The 17335-nt window shown below is 62.0% G+C and carries 18 protein-coding genes; all 18 read left to right on the top strand.

Translation table 11 applies throughout. The annotated features are described in order from the left end of the window. The first annotated feature begins 10 nt into the window (after positions 1-10). Positions 11-439, top strand: coding sequence for a chemotaxis protein CheW (locus NXS98_RS10935; RefSeq protein ID WP_283845011.1), 429 nt, complete (start codon positions 11-13; stop codon positions 437-439). 55 nt (positions 440-494) lie between these two features. After that, positions 495-2588: a methyl-accepting chemotaxis protein gene (locus NXS98_RS10930; RefSeq protein WP_283845010.1), complete on the top strand. Its 2094-nt coding sequence runs from the start codon at positions 495-497 to the stop codon at positions 2586-2588. Positions 2589-2813: 225 nt separating this feature from the next. Continuing rightward, a complete protein-coding gene (locus tag NXS98_RS10925; protein WP_283845009.1) occupies positions 2814-3269 on the top strand; it encodes a response regulator transcription factor in 456 nt (151 codons plus the stop codon). A gap of 291 nt (positions 3270-3560) precedes the next feature. Then, entirely contained in the window at positions 3561-5903 is a 2343-nt protein-coding gene (locus NXS98_RS10920; protein ID WP_283845008.1) for a methyl-accepting chemotaxis protein, read from the top strand. Between the two features lie 9 nt (positions 5904-5912). Then, on the top strand, positions 5913-6275 hold the full coding sequence (locus tag NXS98_RS10915) for a response regulator (RefSeq protein WP_283845007.1): 363 nt from the start codon (positions 5913-5915) through the stop codon (positions 6273-6275). A 13-nt stretch (positions 6276-6288) separates the two neighbouring features. Continuing rightward, on the top strand, positions 6289-7425 hold the full coding sequence (locus tag NXS98_RS10910) for a protein-glutamate methylesterase/protein-glutamine glutaminase (RefSeq protein ID WP_283845006.1): 1137 nt from the start codon (positions 6289-6291) through the stop codon (positions 7423-7425). Positions 7426-7428: 3 nt separating this feature from the next. Then, a complete protein-coding gene (locus NXS98_RS10905; RefSeq protein ID WP_283845005.1) occupies positions 7429-8253 on the top strand; it encodes a CheR family methyltransferase in 825 nt (274 codons plus the stop codon). 146 nt (positions 8254-8399) lie between these two features. Then, positions 8400-8783 carry a flagellar basal body rod protein FlgB gene (flgB, locus tag NXS98_RS10900; RefSeq protein WP_283845004.1) on the top strand — a complete coding sequence of 128 codons (384 nt, stop codon included), beginning with the start codon at positions 8400-8402 and terminating at the stop codon, positions 8781-8783. A gap of 12 nt (positions 8784-8795) precedes the next feature. Beyond that, complete coding sequence (gene flgC, locus NXS98_RS10895; RefSeq protein ID WP_283845003.1) at positions 8796-9227, top strand: flagellar basal body rod protein FlgC; 432 nt, start codon at positions 8796-8798, stop codon at positions 9225-9227. 14 nt (positions 9228-9241) lie between these two features. Further along, a complete protein-coding gene (fliE, locus tag NXS98_RS10890) occupies positions 9242-9610 on the top strand; it encodes a flagellar hook-basal body complex protein FliE (RefSeq protein WP_283845002.1) in 369 nt (122 codons plus the stop codon). A 3-nt stretch (positions 9611-9613) separates the two neighbouring features. After that, the gene (gene fliF / locus NXS98_RS10885; protein ID WP_283845001.1) at positions 9614-11284 is read left to right on the top strand and encodes a flagellar basal-body MS-ring/collar protein FliF; all 1671 of its coding nucleotides are present in this window, start codon (positions 9614-9616) and stop codon (positions 11282-11284) included. Between the two features lie 5 nt (positions 11285-11289). After that, positions 11290-12390, top strand: a complete 1101-nt coding sequence (gene fliG, locus NXS98_RS10880; RefSeq protein ID WP_283845000.1) for a flagellar motor switch protein FliG — start codon at positions 11290-11292, stop codon at positions 12388-12390. Further along, positions 12365-12958, top strand: a complete 594-nt coding sequence (locus NXS98_RS10875; RefSeq protein WP_283844999.1) for a FliH/SctL family protein — start codon at positions 12365-12367, stop codon at positions 12956-12958. Before fliG ends, NXS98_RS10875 begins: the two co-directional genes overlap by 26 nt. Further along, entirely contained in the window at positions 12945-14309 is a 1365-nt protein-coding gene (locus NXS98_RS10870; RefSeq protein WP_283844998.1) for a FliI/YscN family ATPase, read from the top strand. The genes NXS98_RS10875 and NXS98_RS10870 overlap by 14 nt, the downstream gene beginning before the upstream one ends. Before the next feature lie 3 nt (positions 14310-14312). Then, positions 14313-14804 (top strand): flagellar export protein FliJ, encoded by a 492-nt coding sequence (gene fliJ, locus NXS98_RS10865; RefSeq protein ID WP_283844997.1) that lies wholly within the window; start codon positions 14313-14315, stop codon positions 14802-14804. Further along, complete coding sequence (locus NXS98_RS10860; protein WP_283844996.1) at positions 14801-15409, top strand: MotE family protein; 609 nt, start codon at positions 14801-14803, stop codon at positions 15407-15409. Before fliJ ends, NXS98_RS10860 begins: the two co-directional genes overlap by 4 nt. After that, positions 15406-16875 carry a hypothetical protein gene (locus NXS98_RS10855; protein ID WP_283844995.1) on the top strand — a complete coding sequence of 490 codons (1470 nt, stop codon included), beginning with the start codon at positions 15406-15408 and terminating at the stop codon, positions 16873-16875. Before NXS98_RS10860 ends, NXS98_RS10855 begins: the two co-directional genes overlap by 4 nt. Positions 16876-16890: 15 nt before the next feature. After that, positions 16891-17334, top strand: a complete 444-nt coding sequence (locus NXS98_RS10850) for a flagellar hook capping FlgD N-terminal domain-containing protein (RefSeq protein ID WP_283844994.1) — start codon at positions 16891-16893, stop codon at positions 17332-17334. The last annotated feature ends 1 nt before the right edge of the window (position 17335 follow it).

Below are 17335 nucleotides of genomic sequence, written 5' to 3'. Positions count from 1 at the left end.
AAGCAAGCCTATGAAAACCGCTGAGCTGTATTGCACTTTTACCGTGGACAATTACCTCTTTGGCGCGCCGGTCCTGCGCGTGCAGGAGGTGGTGCGCAATCAATCCATGACCCCCGTGCCGCTGGCCGCGCCGGAAATCCGGGGCCTGCTCAATTTGCGCGGCCAGATTGTCACCGCCATTGATTTGCGGCGGCGGCTGGGCTTGCCGGAGCGATCCGCCGAGACCGCGCCGGTGCATGTGCTGCTTTCCGATGGCGACGGCGCCGTCAGCCTGATGGTGGACCAGGTGGAAGACGTTCAGGAGGTGGCTCCCGAGATAATGGAAACGCCGCCTGAGACGGTGAATCCAGTGATTCGGGCTCTTTTGCGCGGCGTGGCCCGGCGGGAGGACCGCCTGTTGCTGCTGCTGGATGAAACCAAAGCCATTTCCCTGTCGTAATCGAAAAGCCAATCAGTCACAAACTGCAACCAACCCTCCAAAAAATGAAGCGTTTATGAAACTTAGCGCCAAAATCAATGCCGGTTTTGCCGGCGTGCTTGTTATCACCGCCATCATAGGCGTCCTGGCCGTGTTCAAAATGAACCAGGTCCACCAAACCGCCGATGTTATTGCCGAGGATTACATGCCGGCCACCGCGGTGGCCAGTGGGGTGGAAGGCAATGCCCTCTGGACCATGTATCAGATGCGAGGCTATGCCTACACTGAGGAAACTAATTTCCTGGCTCTGGGACTGCAACGCCTTGAAAAAACCAAGGAGGCAATCAATCAAGCCAGAAACCTTGCCAAGGAACGTGGCGAGACTCTGGCTTTTCTTAGTGAGGCTGCCAAGGTGGCCGAAGAAAAAGCAGCAGAATATGAGCGATTGTCTCTACAAACCGTGGAGGCCAACAACATGTTGAAAATGCTGCGTCAAGCAATGGATGCTGCGGCGGCCTCATACATGCGGGAATGCTATGCTTACCTGGAGGGCCAGAGCAAAATATTGGATCAACTGCTGAGCCAGACCAACCAAGGCCAGAATTTGGATTTGGAGCAGTTTCGTGAAAGGGTGCAGAAAATCAAACTCATTAATGATGTCATTGATATTGGTAATGCCATACGTGTGGGCAATTTCAAGTCACAGGCCACGCGCAACCCAGAGCTTTTTCAGGAAACCATGAAAAAGTTTAACGAACTGCCAGCCAAGTTTGCCGCTTTGAAAGCCCTGACCCGGCAGGAAATTAACATCAAACAGTTGGCGGCCGTTGAAAAAGCCGGCGCCGACTATCAGAAAGAAATGGCTGATTTCCTCAAGACTTGGCAGAAACGTGAAGAATTGAATAAGAGTCGGGCGGAGGTGGCGGAGGTACTTCTGAGCCAGGCCGATATGGTGGTGACCAATTCCATTGGTCTCAGCATGCAAAAGTCCAATGTAGCGGCTGCTTCGTTATCCACGGCAAGGACATTTATTATAATTGCCTTGTTGATTGGCATTGTAGCGGGTGTTGCTGTGGCCATTTTCATCGTCCGCAACATCATTCCGCCCTTGAAGCAGGCGATTGGCTTGACCAGCCAGGTGGCCAGCGGGGATTTGACGCAGACCTTGTCCATTGCGCGGTCGGATGAAATTGGGGAGCTGGCGCAGGCGGTGAACTCCATGGTGATTAACCTGCGCAAGAACATGAAGTCACTGGCCGAGACTTCGGATACCCTGGCCGCTTCTTCGCAGGAATTGAGCGCGGCCGGCAGCCAGTTGAGCAGCAACGCCGAGGAGACGGCCAGCCAGGCGAATGTGGTGGCGGGGGCGTCGGAGCAGGTGAGCAAGTCGGTGGCGACGGTGGCGACGGCGGCGGAGGAGATTAGCGCGTCCATCAAGGAGATAGCGCGGCAGGCGGTGGATGCGGCGAAGGTGGCCAACCAGGCGGCGACGGCGGCGGAGCGGGCCAATCAGACGATGGGGCGGCTGGATGCATCGAGCGCGGAGATTAACAACGTGGTGAAGGTGATTACGAGCATTGCGGAGCAGACGAACCTGCTGGCGCTCAATGCGACGATCGAGGCGGCGCGGGCGGGGGAGGCGGGGAAGGGGTTTGCGGTGGTGGCCAACGAGGTGAAGGAGCTGGCCAAGCAGACGGCGCGGGCGACGGAGGAGATTGCGGTGAAGATTCAGACGATTCAGGGGGACAGCCACGGGGCGGTGGAGGCGATTCGGGAGATTGGGGAGGTGATCCGGAAGATTGACCAGATTCAGACGGTGATTGCCAGCGCGGTGGAGGAGCAGGCGGCGACGATGAACGAGATTACGCGGAACGCGGCGGAGGCGGCGCAGGGGAGCCAGGAGATTGCGCGGAACATTGCGGGGGTGTCGCAGGCCGCCCAAAGCACCACCCAGGCGGTGGCGGGCACCGGCGCCGCCGCCAACGAACTGGCGCGGCTGGCTGGCGATCTCAAGGTCATGGTCGGCCAGTTCAAGCTGGATTCCGGCGGCAATGGCCATGGCATGGCGGGCGGCGCGCCAGTGCCCGAGGCCTTGCAGAAACGGATGCCCAAACGCACCCCGGCCTCCAAGACGGAGGTCAAACCTGAGGCCAATATGGTGGCCGCCTGAGCAACCTCAGACGCCATCAGACCGCCGCCGGCAGTCCACGGAAGGGCTGCCGGCGGTTGAGTTTGGAGGCTGGGAGCCACAGGGACAGATTCAACGAAAGATAACACTTAAGTTTTGGCCGGACCTGCCGATGAAAATAGGGACGTTAACCATAACGGTTGCAGTCAGCGGCATGCCTGGCTGCCGGGTGCCCGGGCAGCGTTATTGATTAGCCGTGCTTGAACCATGAAAATCTTAATCGTGGATGACAACGCGCTGGCTTTGCGCGTGATGTACAACCATCTGGCCAAAGATGGTCATGAAATTATTACTGCGGGCTGCGGGGCGGATTGTTTGAAAATTCTTTTGGGACCGAACCCGCCTGGCGTGGCAGTGCTGGATTGGATGATGCCGGACATAGACGGCCTGGAGGTGTGTCGGCGCGTGCGTATGGAGCAAAAGGACGGACGCACTTATTTGTTAATGACCACCTGCATGCAATCCAAAGAGGATTTGATTCAAGCCTTGGATTCGGGGGCGGACGCCTATCTCTACAAACCGTATGACTCGGGTGTGTTTCGGGCCCATGTGCGGGCCGCCATGCGCATTGCCGAGTATCAAGATAAGCTGCGTCAATCCAGCCGATTAGGGAAGTTGCCACTGCCCGAGGTGAATGAGCCTGCCACTGCCGAGTCCGTTTGAAGCCTCAATTCAGAGGCTTAATATATTCTCGCGCAATAACTTCCGAGTAGTCAGGGATTCCACTCCCTGAACCTACAACCGCCGCAACCGTGTCGCACAGGGCACAGGCGGCCGCGGATTGAGTGCCGTAAGGAGGTCTGGTGGCATACCCTCTAATCTTCCAGTTTAGCCGGTGCCGCATGAGTGATTTTTCGACTCTTTCGAGCATAAAAAACTTAAGTTACCCGCCGTTTTTGCCGATAGGGGATTGGAATTGGCCAACTCACCATGGCGGACCCGTGACATACGCTGATGAAGATACGCACCAAAATCATTGCTTTAGGCGCCGGTCTGGCTGTCAGCATGGCAGCAGTGCTGGTGGCTGTTATTTTATTGGAGTCCCGCCAGATTAACCAGCGCGTTCAGGAGGCGCAGGCTAACACGGATAAACTGAAGCAGGAAATGGAGTCCGAGCTGCGCCGGATAATGTGGGCGGATTTGGAAAAAAGCGCGCGCAGCATTTACACGCTGCTGGAAGCATCGGACAAGCGCACGGAGCGGCGGCTGTTACATGCGTTGGGGGTGGCCCATCAGCAGATTGAGGAGGCGGGCGGATTCCGGCTGGCCAACACCACGGTTCCCTGGACGGTGGTGAATCAATTTAACGGGGAGCAGAAAAACATCACGCTCCCGGGTTTTTGCCTGGGCCAGCAATGGCTGGGGCAGGTGACCACCACCAACCAGCCGGCGCCGCTGGTGGATTTTGTGAAGCAGACCACCCGGGATTATTGCACCATCTTTCAGCGCATGAATGAGGAGGGGGACATGTTGCGGGTGTGCACCAGCGTGTTAAAGACCAATGGCACACGGGCCATTGGCACTTACATCCCGCGCATGCAGCCCGATGGCACCGAGAACCCCGTGCTCAAGGCCGTGCTCAGCGGCCAGACGTACCGCGGGCGGGCCTTCGTGGTGGATGACTGGCATGCCGCCGTGTATGAGCCGATTTGGGATGAGAAAAAGGAAAAGGTCATTGGCATGCTCTACACGGGGGTGAGTTTGCGCGATGTGAACCTGGAGGTGGCCCGCATGGTGCAGCAAACCAGGGTAGGAAAAACCGGCAACGTGGTCATCGTGGGCGGCACGGGCAGTCAGCGCGGCGTGTACATCATCTCCAAAGACGGCAAACGGGATGGCGAAAACATTTGGGAAGTGCGTGATGCCAAAGGCCGGCCGTTTGTGCAGGAGACGGTGAACAAGGCCGTGGCGGCCAAAGGGGAGCCGGTGTTTGACTCGTATGAGTGGCGGAATCCGGGTGAAACCACCAATCGCGTCAAAGTGGCAGCTTTGATGTACTACGAGCCGTGGAACTGGGTCATCAACGCCGGTTGCTATGAGGATGAATACATGGAGGTGCGCAATTCATTGCAAGGGGTGGCGCAGGGGGTGATGCAGACATGCCTGCAAATCGGGCAGCAATTTCGCGGATTGTTGCGATGGACGCTGGGCGTGGCGGCGGTGGGTGTGGTGGTGGCGCTGGTATGCGGTTTCTATGTGGCCGGCCGAATTGTCAGACCCATAAACCAGGGGGTGGCCTTCACTCAGCGTCTGGCCCAGGGGGATTTCAGCCGCGAGCTGGAGATTCATTCCAAAGATGAAACCGGCGAGCTGGCGCAGGCCATGAACGAAATGGTGCGCCAACTGCGCCGCATGTTCCGTAAAGTGCAGCAAAGCAGCACCACCTTGCAGGCGCAATCCAGCGAATTGGTGGGCAGCGGCCAGCAAATGGGCGCCACCGCCGAGGAGACGGCCAGCCAGGCGAACGTGGTGGCGGGGGCGTCGGAGCAGGTGAGCAAGTCGGTGGCGACGGTGGCGACGGCGGCCGAGGAGATCAGCGCGTCCATCAAGGAGATAGCGCGGCAGGCGGTGGATGCGGCGAAGGTGGCCAATCAGGCGGCGACGGCGGCGGAGCGGGCCAATCAGACGATGGGGCGGCTGGATGCGTCGAGCGCGGAGATTAACAACGTGGTGAAGGTGATTACGAGCATTGCGGAGCAGACGAACCTGCTGGCGCTCAATGCGACGATCGAGGCGGCGCGGGCGGGGGAGGCGGGGAAGGGGTTTGCGGTGGTGGCCAACGAGGTGAAGGAGCTGGCCAAGCAGACGGCGCGGGCGACGGAGGAGATTGCGGTGAAGATTCAGACGATTCAGGGGGACAGCCACGGGGCGGTGGAGGCGATTCGGGAGATTGGGGAGGTGATCCGGAAGATTGACCAGATTCAGACGGTGATTGCCAGCGCGGTGGAGGAGCAGGCGGCGACGATGAACGAGATTACGCGGAACGCGGCGGAGGCGGCGCAGGGGAGCCAGGAGATTGCGCGGAACATAGCGGGGGTGTCGCAGGCCGCCCAAAGCACCACCCAGGCGGCGGCCGAGAGTTTGCGAGTGGCGCAGGATTTGGGCGCGTTGGCGCAGGAGCTGCAGGCGGCGGCGGCGCAGTTCAAACTGGGCAGTGAAGCGGAGGCCGGCGAAGGGAGCCAGAGCCAGGCGGCGGTTTGGCGGGCTCCAGGGCCGGCACGGCAGCGTGAGATTTCGCCCCGGCGGGCCGCCCCAGCCTTGTTGGCGGCGGGCACGGGCAACGGAGACCATGATTAAGCAAGCCTTATGAAAGCGTTGGTAGTAGATGATTCCAAAATCATGCGCAACATCATTGGCCGCATTCTGCGGGAAATGGGCATGGAGATCGTGGAGGCGGCCAATGGGGTGGAGGCGTTGGAAAAAGTCCAGGCCGAGCGGCCGGAACTGGCGCTGGTGGACTGGAACATGCCCGAGATGAACGGCTATGAGTTTGTGAAAGCCGTGCGGGCGGAGCCGGCGTATGATGAAATGAAAATCATGATGGTTACCACCGAGACGGAGGTGGAACAGGTGACGCAGGCCCTGGAGGCCGGCGCCAATGAATACGCCATGAAACCCTTCACCAAAGAAGTGATTCAGGAAAAGCTCTCGCTGTTGGGAGTGGCCTGAACTTCACCCAATTATGCCTAAAATCGGGGTCATGGTGGTGGACGACTCCGTGGTGGTGCGGCAGGTCGTGTCGCAAGCCCTGGCGCAAGACCCCGATATCGAAGTCGTTGGCGTGGCCGCCAATGGCAAGATTGCCCTGGCCCGCCTGCCGCAGTTGAACCCGGACATGGTGATTCTCGACATTGAAATGCCGGAGATGGACGGGCTGACGACCTTGCGGGAAATCCGCAAGCAGTATCCCAAATTGCCGGTGGTCATGTTCAGTACGTTGACCGAGTTTGGCGCCAGCGCCACCGTGCAGGCCCTCACGCTGGGGGCCAATGATTACGTCCACAAACCTTCCGGCGCCGAAACCATTTCTGAGGGGCTGCGCCAGACCCGCGAGGCCATTGTCCCCAAACTTAAAGCGCTCGTGCCCGCCAAACGGACGGCCGCGGCAACTGCCGCCGTCAAGGCGCCCGTGCCGGCGCCGGCGCTTCCCGTCAATCTGACTTCGCTGGCCGGCAATCATTCCCCAAAAGTGGAAGCGTTGGTGATTGGAGCCTCCACCGGCGGTCCCAATGCGCTGGCGGTGCTGCTCAGCGGCCTGCCGCGAAACCTGCCGGTGCCGCTGCTGATTGTGCAGCACATGCCGCCGATGTTCACCCGGATGCTGGCGACGCACCTCACGGCCCATTGCGGCATCCCCGTTTCCGAAGCCAGCGATGGCATGCTGGTGCGCGTCGGCCAGGGACTGGTGGCACCGGGCAACTACCACCTTGCTGTGGCCCGTCACAACGGCGAAGTGACGGCGCACTTGAACCAGGACCCGCCGGAAAACTCCTGCCGGCCGGCGGTGGATGTGTTGTTTCGTTCGGCGGCCGCGGTGTATGGCCAGGGCACGCTGGCGGTGGTGCTGACCGGCATGGGACAGGATGGCTTGCGTGGCGGGCGCGAAATCCGCGAAGCCGGCGGCTCGGTCATCGCTCAGGATGAAGCCACCAGCGTGGTGTGGGGCATGCCGGGCGCGGTGGTGAAAGCGGGGGTGGCGGAGGCGGTGCGGCCTCTGGAAGAACTGGCCTTGCTCATTACGCAAAAATTACAGGTCGGGCGGCCCGGTTGGCAGCCCCAACATTTAAGTTCCGCTGCCAGGACGGCGGCGGTGGTTTAGGTTATGGCCATTACGGCGGACGAATTCAATTACGTGCGCAATTTATTGCGCGAACAGGCAGCCATCATCATTGATCCGGGCAAGGAATACCTGGTGGAAACCCGCCTGGCGCCACTGGCCCAGCGCATGGGATTGCCGGGGGTCAATCACCTGATTGCCCGGCTGCGCTCCGAGCCGGTCAATGGCGCCCACCACAAGACCATCGAGGCGCTGACTATTGGCGAGACCCTCTTTTTCCGGGATTTGCATCCCTTTGAGGCGCTGCGGAAACAACTGCTGCCGGAATTGATGCAGAAGCGCCAATCGGTGCGCACCCTCCGCATTTGGTGCGGGGCATGCTCCACCGGACAGGAGCCTTACAGCGTCGCCCTGACCATCCGGGAGTATTTTCCCCAGCTCAGAGACTGGCAGGTGAAGATTCTGGCCACCGACATCAACACTGAAAGTCTGGAGCGCGCTCGTGCCGGCATCTACACCCAGTTGGAGGTCAACCGCGGCATGCCCGCCATGCTGCTGGTCAAGCATTTCAAAAAACTCCCGGACCAGAACTGGCAAATCAACCCGGAGGTGCGGGCGATGGTGGAGTTTCAGGAGTTGAACCTGGCGCGTCCCCTGCCGCCGTCTCCGTTGTTTGACCTGGTTTTCCTGCGCAATGTCCTGATTTACTTTGATACCGCCACCAAACGCAACATCCTCAATGGCGTGCGTGCCCGCCTGGCACCGGATGGTTATTTCTTCCTGGGGGCCAGCGAAACCACCCTCTATGTGGATGAGTGCTTCGAGTCGGTGACCCTGGGCAAAACGGTGGCTTACCGCAAGAAGGCCTGAGCGCAGGGCAGAGTTTGCCGGGAGCTTTCCCGGCAGGAGCGGCAAGATTTTCCAGTCGGTCGGCATTTCTTCTTGATAAAGCCGGGTTTAGAGCCTCCGGCGTCCATGGCACTCAAAATGCTCAGCAGTGCGACAACGGACGCCGTATGATAAGCGCCTTGTTCAATCAGCCGAATTACGTGGCGGCCAAGCAGATGCTGGACGCCACCTTGTTGCGCCACGAGGCGATAGCCAGCAACCTGGCCAACCTGGAGACCCCCGGCTACAAGCGCGTGGATATTTCCCCGGCTTTTGAAAGTGAATTGCGCCAGGCCGTCGCCAGCAAGGACCCCGCCCGCATTGCCGCCTTGGCCCCCCAACTGGAAGTGGATGCCACCGCCGTGGCCCGGAACCGCGACGGCAACACCGTGCAACTGGAGCAGGAACTTCTCAAGCTCAACCAGAACAGCCTGGCCCATGCGGTGGAAACGCAATTGATCACCGGTACGCTGGTGAAATTGCGGCTGGCCATCACCGGACGGCCGATATGAGGTTTTTGACGTATGATTCAGCTCATCCCCGCCGTAGAAAGCACCGCCTCGGCACTGGAGGCCGAGCGTATCCGCATGGAGGTGATTGGTCAAAACATCGCCAATGCCAACACCACCCGCGGTGTGGATGGCAAACCTTTCCGCCGCCAGCAGGTGGTGTTTGAGAGTCTCCTGCGCCAGGAATTGGGCCGCCCCGGCGCGGCCGGCCCGGCGAAGGTCACTGTCAGCAAAATCGTGCCTGACCCCCGGCCTTTCCGCCTCGTGTACAACCCTGGGCATCCGGACGCTGACGCCCAAGGCATGGTGGCCTTGCCGAACATCAGCATCCACGAGGAAATGGCCGACATGATTGCCGCCTCGCGGGCCTTCGAGGCCAACCTGGCCGTGGTCAAGACCGCCCGGACCATGGCGGCGCAGACCTTGAGCATTGGCAAACGCAGTTAACCCGCCCGCGTGCCATGATACCTGTTTCTCCTGTTCAAGCGTATCTGGCCAGCAGCGCCACCGCGGTCACCTCCCCCATGGCTCCGGCGGCGCCGGGCCGCATCTCCCCCGCCGAACTCCAAAACTTGGGCGCTTCGTCAGGCGCTTCTGGGGCGGCAGAACCACCGGCGTTTGGGCGTTTGCTGGACCATTTCGTGACGGAAGTCAATGGCCGCCAGTTGCAGGCACGGGAGGCCGTCAATGATTTGCTGGCGGGCAAAAATGTGTCTTTGCATCAAACGGTCATCGCCATGGAGGAGGCCCAGGTCTCTTTTCAGCTCATGGTGGAAGTCCGCAATAAACTGCTCGAGTCGTATCAGGAACTGATGCGCATGCAGCTCTAAGCCATGAATGTCGCTCTGGCTCAACTGGGCCGCCAGTTGGCGGCCATCTGGAAACAACTGGGACTCAACCAGCGCATCAGCGTGGTGCTCGCCGGCGCGGTGGTGGTGGGCGGCCTGGTGAGCATGGTCTTGTGGAGCAGCCGCACCGACTACGCCCTGCTCTATGGCCGTCTGGAGGATGCCGAGGCGGCCAAGGTCCTCGCGGCCCTTGACGATGCCAAAATCCCCTACCGCACCGGGCAGGGCTCCATCTACGTGCCGGCGGCCAAAGTCCATCAGGTGCGCATGCAACTGGCGGCCAAGGGCCTCCCCAAAAATGAATCGGGCGTGGGCTTCGAGATATTCGACAAACCCAACTTCGGCATCTCGGACTTCGTCCAGCGCGCCAATTACCTGCGCGCGTTGCAGGGCGAGCTGGCGCGGACCATCAGCCAGTTGGATGAAGTGGAGGCGGCCCGCGTCATGATTGTCATCCCGGAAAACCGGTTGCTGGCGGACAACTCCCGGCGGCCCACGGCGTCGGTATTTATTAAGACCAAGGGACTGGCTCAGCTTTCGGCCTCGTCGGTGAGCGCGATTCAATTTTTGGTGGCCAATGCGGTGGAAGGTTTGCAGGCCAGCCGCGTCAGCGTGGTGGACAACCGCGGCAACGTGCTCTCGCAGGAGGCCGAGGGCGATTCCGTGGCCGGCTTGACGGCCACCCAGCTCGCCGCCCGCAAAAATCTCGAGTCTTATCTGTCCAAGAAGGCGGAAGGGATGCTGGAAAAGGTGCTTGGGCCGGGGCAGGCCGTGGTCCGGGTTTCCGCCGACATCAATTTTGACAGTCTGACCCGGACGGAAGAGAAGCTGGACCCGGACAGCCAGGTGATTCGCGTCTCCACCTTGAATGACGAAAGCACCGACACCACCAACGCCGGCGGGCCGGGCGGCGTGCCGGGAGTCAGCGCCAACGCAGTGACCGACACCAATGCCACCACCACCGCTTCCACTGCCTCCATCAACAAGTCCACCACCAAGAAAAAGACCACCAACAACCAGTACGAATTCAGCCGGACCACCAGCAACATGACGCAACTGGCCGGCGGCATCAAGCGGCTCAGCGCGGCGGTGTTCATCGCCGCCCGCACTTCCGGCAGCGGCACCAATCGCGTGGTGGAGCCGCGGACGCCGGAAGAATTGCAGAAATTGCGCCGCATTGTGCAGAGTGCGCTGGGCATCGTGGAGGCGGACCCCCAGCGCCGGGATGAAATTGTGTTGGAGGAAATGCCGTTCAACGATGCCCTGGAGGTGGAGGTGGCCCAACAGTTGCAGCAGCAGGAGCGGCGGCAGTTCTGGATGGATTTGCTGCCCAAGCTGGCCTATCCCGCGCTGGCGCTGGTGGTGCTGGCCCTGTTCTTCCGGATGCTCCGCCGCACGGCTGATGAAGCCATTCCCCTGGGTGTCCCGCTGGGGTATGGCCACGGCAACGGACACGGCAACGGGCATGGCAACGGCCACGGCAATGGGCACGGCAAACCCGGTGGCGTCCGCGCCAAACCGGTACTGGCGCGCGGCCAAGCTCCGGAAGAGGAAGTTTTGAGTGTCGAAGCCTTGAACCAACTGATACGCGAAAATCCCGACAACATGTCCCAGGCCATTCGCGCCTGGATGCTGCGGGGCCGCGCTAACGATTAAGCATCATGGCCGAAGCTGAACCCACATCCCCGGGCACTGCGCCGGCCCCGGCGGTCACGCCGGCGGAGGCGGAATTTCTGAAGATGCCCAAAGTCCAGCGCCTGGCGGCGTTTTTGCTGATGCTGGGGCCGGAGACAGCGGGCGAAATCCTGCGGCGTTTTGAGCCAAAGGAAGTGGAGTTAATCACCGCCGAAATGGCCCGCCTGCCTTTCATCAGCGGAGAGGTGCAGACCCTGATCATGAAAGAATTCATGTCGTTGGCGGTCAGCGCGGCCTCGGGCGTGGCGGGCGGGGTGGCCTCCACCCGCGCCATTCTGGAAAAAGCCCTGGGAGCAGTGCAGGCCGAGGCGATATTGAGCCGTGTGGCGCCGTCCGCGGCGGCGTCCACGCCGGTGTGGGAGCCAATTCGCGCCATGGATACCCAGGCCCTGGCCAATTTGCTGCGGCATGAGACCCCCCAGACCATTGCCCTGGTCATCAGCCATCTGCCCAATGAGCGGGCCGCCGAAGTCCTCAAAAATCTTCCCGAGCCCCTGCCGGCCCGCGTGGTGGAGCGGCTGGCCACCCTGACCAGCGCCCCGCAGGATACGGTGGAGCAACTGGCCCAGATGCTGGCCCGCAAACTGGGGCCGGCGGGCGTGGCCCGGCGCGGGGTGGCTGCCGCCGCCGGCCTGCGCGCCGCCGCGGATTTGTTGAACGCGATGGACCGCGACCTGAGCCGCGCCATTCTCAACGCTTTGACGGAGCAAAACGCCGCCCTGGCCGAGGATATCCGCGCCAAGATGTTCACCTTCAATGACCTGGCGCTGCTGGACAACACCTCCCTTCAGAAAATCATGCGCGAGGTGGACTTGCGCGACCTGGCCATGGCCCTGAAAAACGCGTCCGAAACGCTCAAGAAAAAATTGCTCGCGGGGGTCAGCCGCCGCGCGGCCGAGACCGTCAACGAAGAAATCAACTTCCTCGGCACCGTCAAGGCCAAGGAAGTCCAGGCCGCCCAGAGCCGCATCATCGAAGTGGTGCGCCGGCTTGAGGCCGAAGGCGAGCTGGATTTGGTGGAAATCTTGCAAAGCAGCCGCAATGAAGCGATGGCAACAAACGCTTGAGCTGGACCGCCCCCTGCTGGAGGTCTGCCGGGCGCAACCGGCCTCCGGCCCTTCGGAGGCCGAGGTGCGCGCCCGCGAGGAGGCCGCCTACCAGCGCGGCCGGCGCGACGGCGAAAAGGCGCTCAGCGAGCAGCTTTTGCGGCAGCGGGCGGAGCTGATTGAACTGCAGAACGGCGTCCTGGAGAGCCTGCGCCAGGTGGTGCCGCGGGTGGCCCGTGAGTGCGAAAATGCCCTCGTGGAGCTGGCCCTCGAAGTGGCCCAGAAACTGGTGGCGGGCCTGCCCATCACCCCGGCCATGGTCGAGGCCGCCGTGCGCGACGCCCTGGCGCAGGTTGAGGAGGCCACGGAAATTCAAGTGTGCCTGCATCCCGACGACTTGGCCCTGCTGCAACAGGTCAATTCCCCGCTGCTCCTGCCCGCCGGGGGCATGGATGTCCTGCAATTTGTCAAATCGCCCGAGGTAAGCCGCGGCGGCTGCCTGGTCAAGACGCGCTTTGGGCTGATTGATGCGCGGCGGGAGACTCGTCTGCAAATGGTCAAACAAACCTTGCTGCATGAACCGGCTTGACCCAGACCTGGCCCACAACTCGCCCGCCCGGCGCTTGCAGGCCCTGGCCGCGCGCGCCCGGCAGGTGCGCCACTTTGAAAGCCGCGGCCGCGTGGTGCAGGTGGTGGGGCTGGTGATTGAATCCGAAGGCCCGCTGGCCGCCGTGGGGGAAGTCTGCTGCATCGAGTCCGCCCGCAAGGATGGCACCACGCTGGCTGAGGTGGTGGGGTTTCGCAATCATCACCTGCTCCTCATGCCGTTGGGGGAAGTGCACGGCATTCACCCCGGCAGCGAAGTGGTGGCCTTGGGGCATCCGTTGCAGGCCTCCGTGAGTGAAGCCCTCATGGGCCGGGTGATTGATGGTCTGGGCCGTCCCTTGGATGGCCGTGGCCCCCTGCCGGATGGCGTGAAGGTGGGCTTGCACCTGCCACCCCCGCATCCCTTGCGCCGCCAGCGCATCCAGCACGTCTTCCAAACCGGCATCAAAGCCCTCGATACCTTCGTCCCTTGCGGCCGCGGACAGCGCCTGGGGATTTTTGCTGGCAGCGGGGTGGGCAAGTCCACCCTGCTGGGCATGATTGCCAGCCACGCCGAGGCCGATGTGAACGTCATCGCGCTGGTGGGCGAGCGTGGCCGCGAAGTCCGCGAGTTTTTGGAAAAGGATTTGGACGAAAAAGGACGCCGCAAATCCATTGTCGTCGTCGCCACTTCCGACCAACCCGCCCTGGCGCGCCTGAAAGGCGCCTTCCTGGCCACGGCCATTGCAGAATACTTCCGGGACACCGGGCGCAATGTGCTGTTGATGATGGACTCGGTCACGCGCTTTGCCATGGCCCAGCGGGAAATTGGCCTGGCGGTGGGCGAGCCTCCGGCCACGCGCGGTTATACGCCCTCGGTCTTTTCGCTGCTGCCGCAGCTCCTGGAGCGCGCCGGCACGGGTGAAAAAGGCTCCATCACTGGTTTGTTCACCGTCCTGGTGGAGGCGGACGACATGAATGACCCCATCGCCGACTCGGTGCGCTCAATCTTGGACGGGCACATTGTGCTGTCTCGTGATTTGGCGTCCCAAAATCATTACCCGGCCATTGAAGTGCTCGACAGCGTCAGCCGCCTGGTGCGCGATTTGTTAACCCCGGAGCAATTGGCGCTGGCGGGCCAGGCCCGCGAGGCGCTGGCGGTGTACCGCCGCAACCAGGATTTAATCAACATTGGCGCCTACCCCGCCGGCAGCAATCCCGACATTGACCGCGCCATCCGCCTGCGCGAGCCGCTCAACCAATTCCTGCGTCAGGCGGTGGGGGAAGGGGTGGCCGCCGCGGAAAGCTGGCGGCGGCTCGCCGAACTTCTCAAAGAACCCGGCCGCCCGGCATAAACCATGAAAAAATTTCGTTTCACCCTCCAAGCCGTCCACGTGGTGCGCCAGCAACAGGAGCGCCAGGCTCTTGAGGCATACGGACGGTGTCTGCGCGCGCGCCAGCAGGCCGAGGCGGCTTTGCAGCAGGCCCGCCAGAATCTGGAAGAGGGCTGGCGGCGGCAGCGCGAGCTTGAGGCGTCCGGCGCCCCGGCTCTCTGGCTGGTGCATGGGCAGCATTGGTGCGCGCTGCTGGAAGAGCGTTGTGGCCAGGCCGAAACCGCCCTGCAACAGGCCCGCGAACAAACCTCCGCGGCCTGGGCGCGCCTGGCCGTGGCCCGCCGCCAGCGCGAGGCCGTCGAAAAATTGCGGCAGCGCCAATGGCGGCAGTACGAGCTGGCGCTGGCGCGGGAAGAACAGAAACAACTCGATGAACTGGCCACCTTGCGTTTCTTGTCCCAGGGTGAAACCCTGCGGGCCACCGAGGCGATGGCCGCCGATTCCCTGAGCTTATGAACCCCCTCCTCATCCAACGCCTGGTCACCCCCCTGGCCGGGGCCATTTGTTTTCTGGTCACCACCCTTGTTCTATTGGAGCCGGGCCGGGTCGCCCGGCAGATTGGCGCGCTGCCCCGTGAGACGGGCGCCGTGGTGGACGGCCCCTCCTGGCATTTCGTCAACCCGGAGCTGGACCAGCTCATGGCCGAGCTGCGCAGTGAGAAAGAACTGCTTGCCCGTAAAGAACACCAGCTTCAGGAGCTGGCAGCGCGCCTGCAGGCCGAGCGGGCCGAAATCAACCAAATTACCCAGTTGGTTCATCGCATGCAGGTGGAGCTGGATAAAAACATCGTGACCATCAAGGAAGAGGAAACGGCGAATCTCAAAAAACTGGCCAAAGTCTATACCGCCATGACCCCCGAAGGCGCCGCCACCATTGTGCGCGAGCTGCCGGACGAAATGATTGTGAAAATCTTCAGTTTCATGAAGGAGGCCGAGACCGCGGCCATCCTGGAAAGCCTGGGCAAGGGCGGCACCAATGACGCGCGGCGCGCCGCGGATATTACCGACCAGTTGCGCCTGACCCGCGTGCGCAGCGCCACCGGCAACACACCTCGTCCATGACCACTGTGGGGCAAGCTTCGCCGCCGGCTCGCCCCGTCCTCCAAACCGGGGAGGGGGCGGTGGCGCAGGCCATCCCGCCCGCCGAGGCCAGTTTGGGCTTCTGGCAGCTTTTGCTGGCGTGCCTGCCCGCAAAGGGCAGTCCACCAGAAGCCATTTTGGAAAATGCCGGTGACCCTGCGCCGGCCACGCCCCACACGGAACCAGACTGCATTTCCTTGTTGGAATTGCAGACGGTGGCGCAGGAAGCCGGCCTGCCGTTGATAGTGCCACCGGTTCCATTGCCGATTCCACCCGGGCCTACAGCGGAAGTTTTCTCCACTGCCCAAGCACAATATTCCCACCCCTCTCCCAGCCGGGAAATACCCGCCACGCCTGAGGCTTTACCCGGGGCTGTCCTTATGGACACCATGCCTGCAAATACTGCTACGACGGCTACGGTTCACCCGCCCGGCCCAACATCGGACGCTTCCCCGGCTTTGGAGCCGGACTTGACGCCGGCTGCAGAAATCCAGCCGGGAAAGGAAGTCCCTGAGCAAGCCATTACCCGTTTTGGCCCCCATCGCGCCGCAGCCTCTGCCCCCGCTCCGGCAGGCGGCGCCGCCGAGTCCATGGAGGGCCATGGGCCGGAACTCCCACAAGCGGCTGTTTGCGATGAGCCGACCACCCCGGAAATGCCCAGCTTTACCCCCAGTCCAAGGGCTGGCATCAGTTCTGCTCTACCTCCCGAGCGTATGGTGACGCACGTGGAATCGGAAAAGCTTGCCGCCAACGGCCTGCAAAAAGTTCCAGCCGTCCAGCCGGACTCGGCAACTGTGCCTCAGCATCTTTCCGCCTCGATTGGTGGGGAGACCGGGGCCGCGCCCCAGAAAGAAAACGGAGAAGGCGCGGCCAATCCTTTTCGGGCGGCCCAACCGCCGGAACTGACTCACCCCGCGCCGACGGCGCCCGCCCACGCCGTGAATGGCTCGGCCATGCCGGGCATCGTGGGGGATATGGCGGCTGCCGAAGGTTTGGCGCACGGTACGCCAGCGCATCCCGCGCGCCTGGCGCGGGTGGCCACGGAAATTCAGGAAATGGCGGTGGAGTTGCTCCATTTCAAGGCCGATTCCATGTCGGTGCTGATTCGCCCGGATGCAGACACCGCATTGCACCTGCGGTTGATGGTGGTCGCGGGGCGGGTGTATGCCGAGGCGCGGCTGCAAAGTGGAGACGGCGCCTGGCTGCAATCATCCTGGGGCGATTTGCAACGAGTGTTGGCGGATCAAAACATTGTGGTCGAGCCTTTGAAATATTCCTCCTTCCACCCTCAGGCCGGACAATGGGGCGCAGACCGCCCGCCCCAACGTTCTCCGGAAAACTCCGCCGTGGAAGAACCACCCGCTCCGCGGGCTGCCCTGACCCCGCTGGCCGGCAATCCACCCCCCAAAAAACGCCGTACCCCGACGGGTTGGGAATGGTGGGCCTGAACTTAGGAGATGCTTATGCCCGTGACCCCCGTTCAATCTTCACCGGCTGCCGCTTATCAAAACCCCACCACCACGGCGCGCATCCCGCAGCGCACGCTGGGGCAGGAGGATTTCTTGAAACTGCTCGTGGCCCAGCTTTCCGCCCAGGACCCGTTGAATCCGCAGAAGGACACCGAGTTCATTGCGCAAATGGCCTCGTTTAGCGCGCTGGAGCAGGCCCGCTCGATGCAGTCGGAGATGAGCCGCCTGCGCAGCGAGCAGCAATTTTTGCTGGCCAATTCCATGCTGGGGGCGCGGGTGGAATTGCTGACTCAATCCGGCGAAGTCACCTCCGGCCCCGTGGAAGCCGTGTTGTGGGACAATGGCGCCCCGCGGATGGTGGTGGCCGGCCAGGTCTATGACATGAGCGAAATCCGCAGTGTCGCACTCTTTACGCCCAATCCCAACCCTCAATCCTGAA

Origin of the sequence: Fontisphaera persica, assembly GCF_024832785.1 — a bacterium.
In the GTDB taxonomy this organism is placed as follows: domain Bacteria; phylum Verrucomicrobiota; class Verrucomicrobiia; order Limisphaerales; family Fontisphaeraceae; genus Fontisphaera; species Fontisphaera persica.
This window is presented reverse-complemented; position numbering and strand designations above follow the sequence as displayed.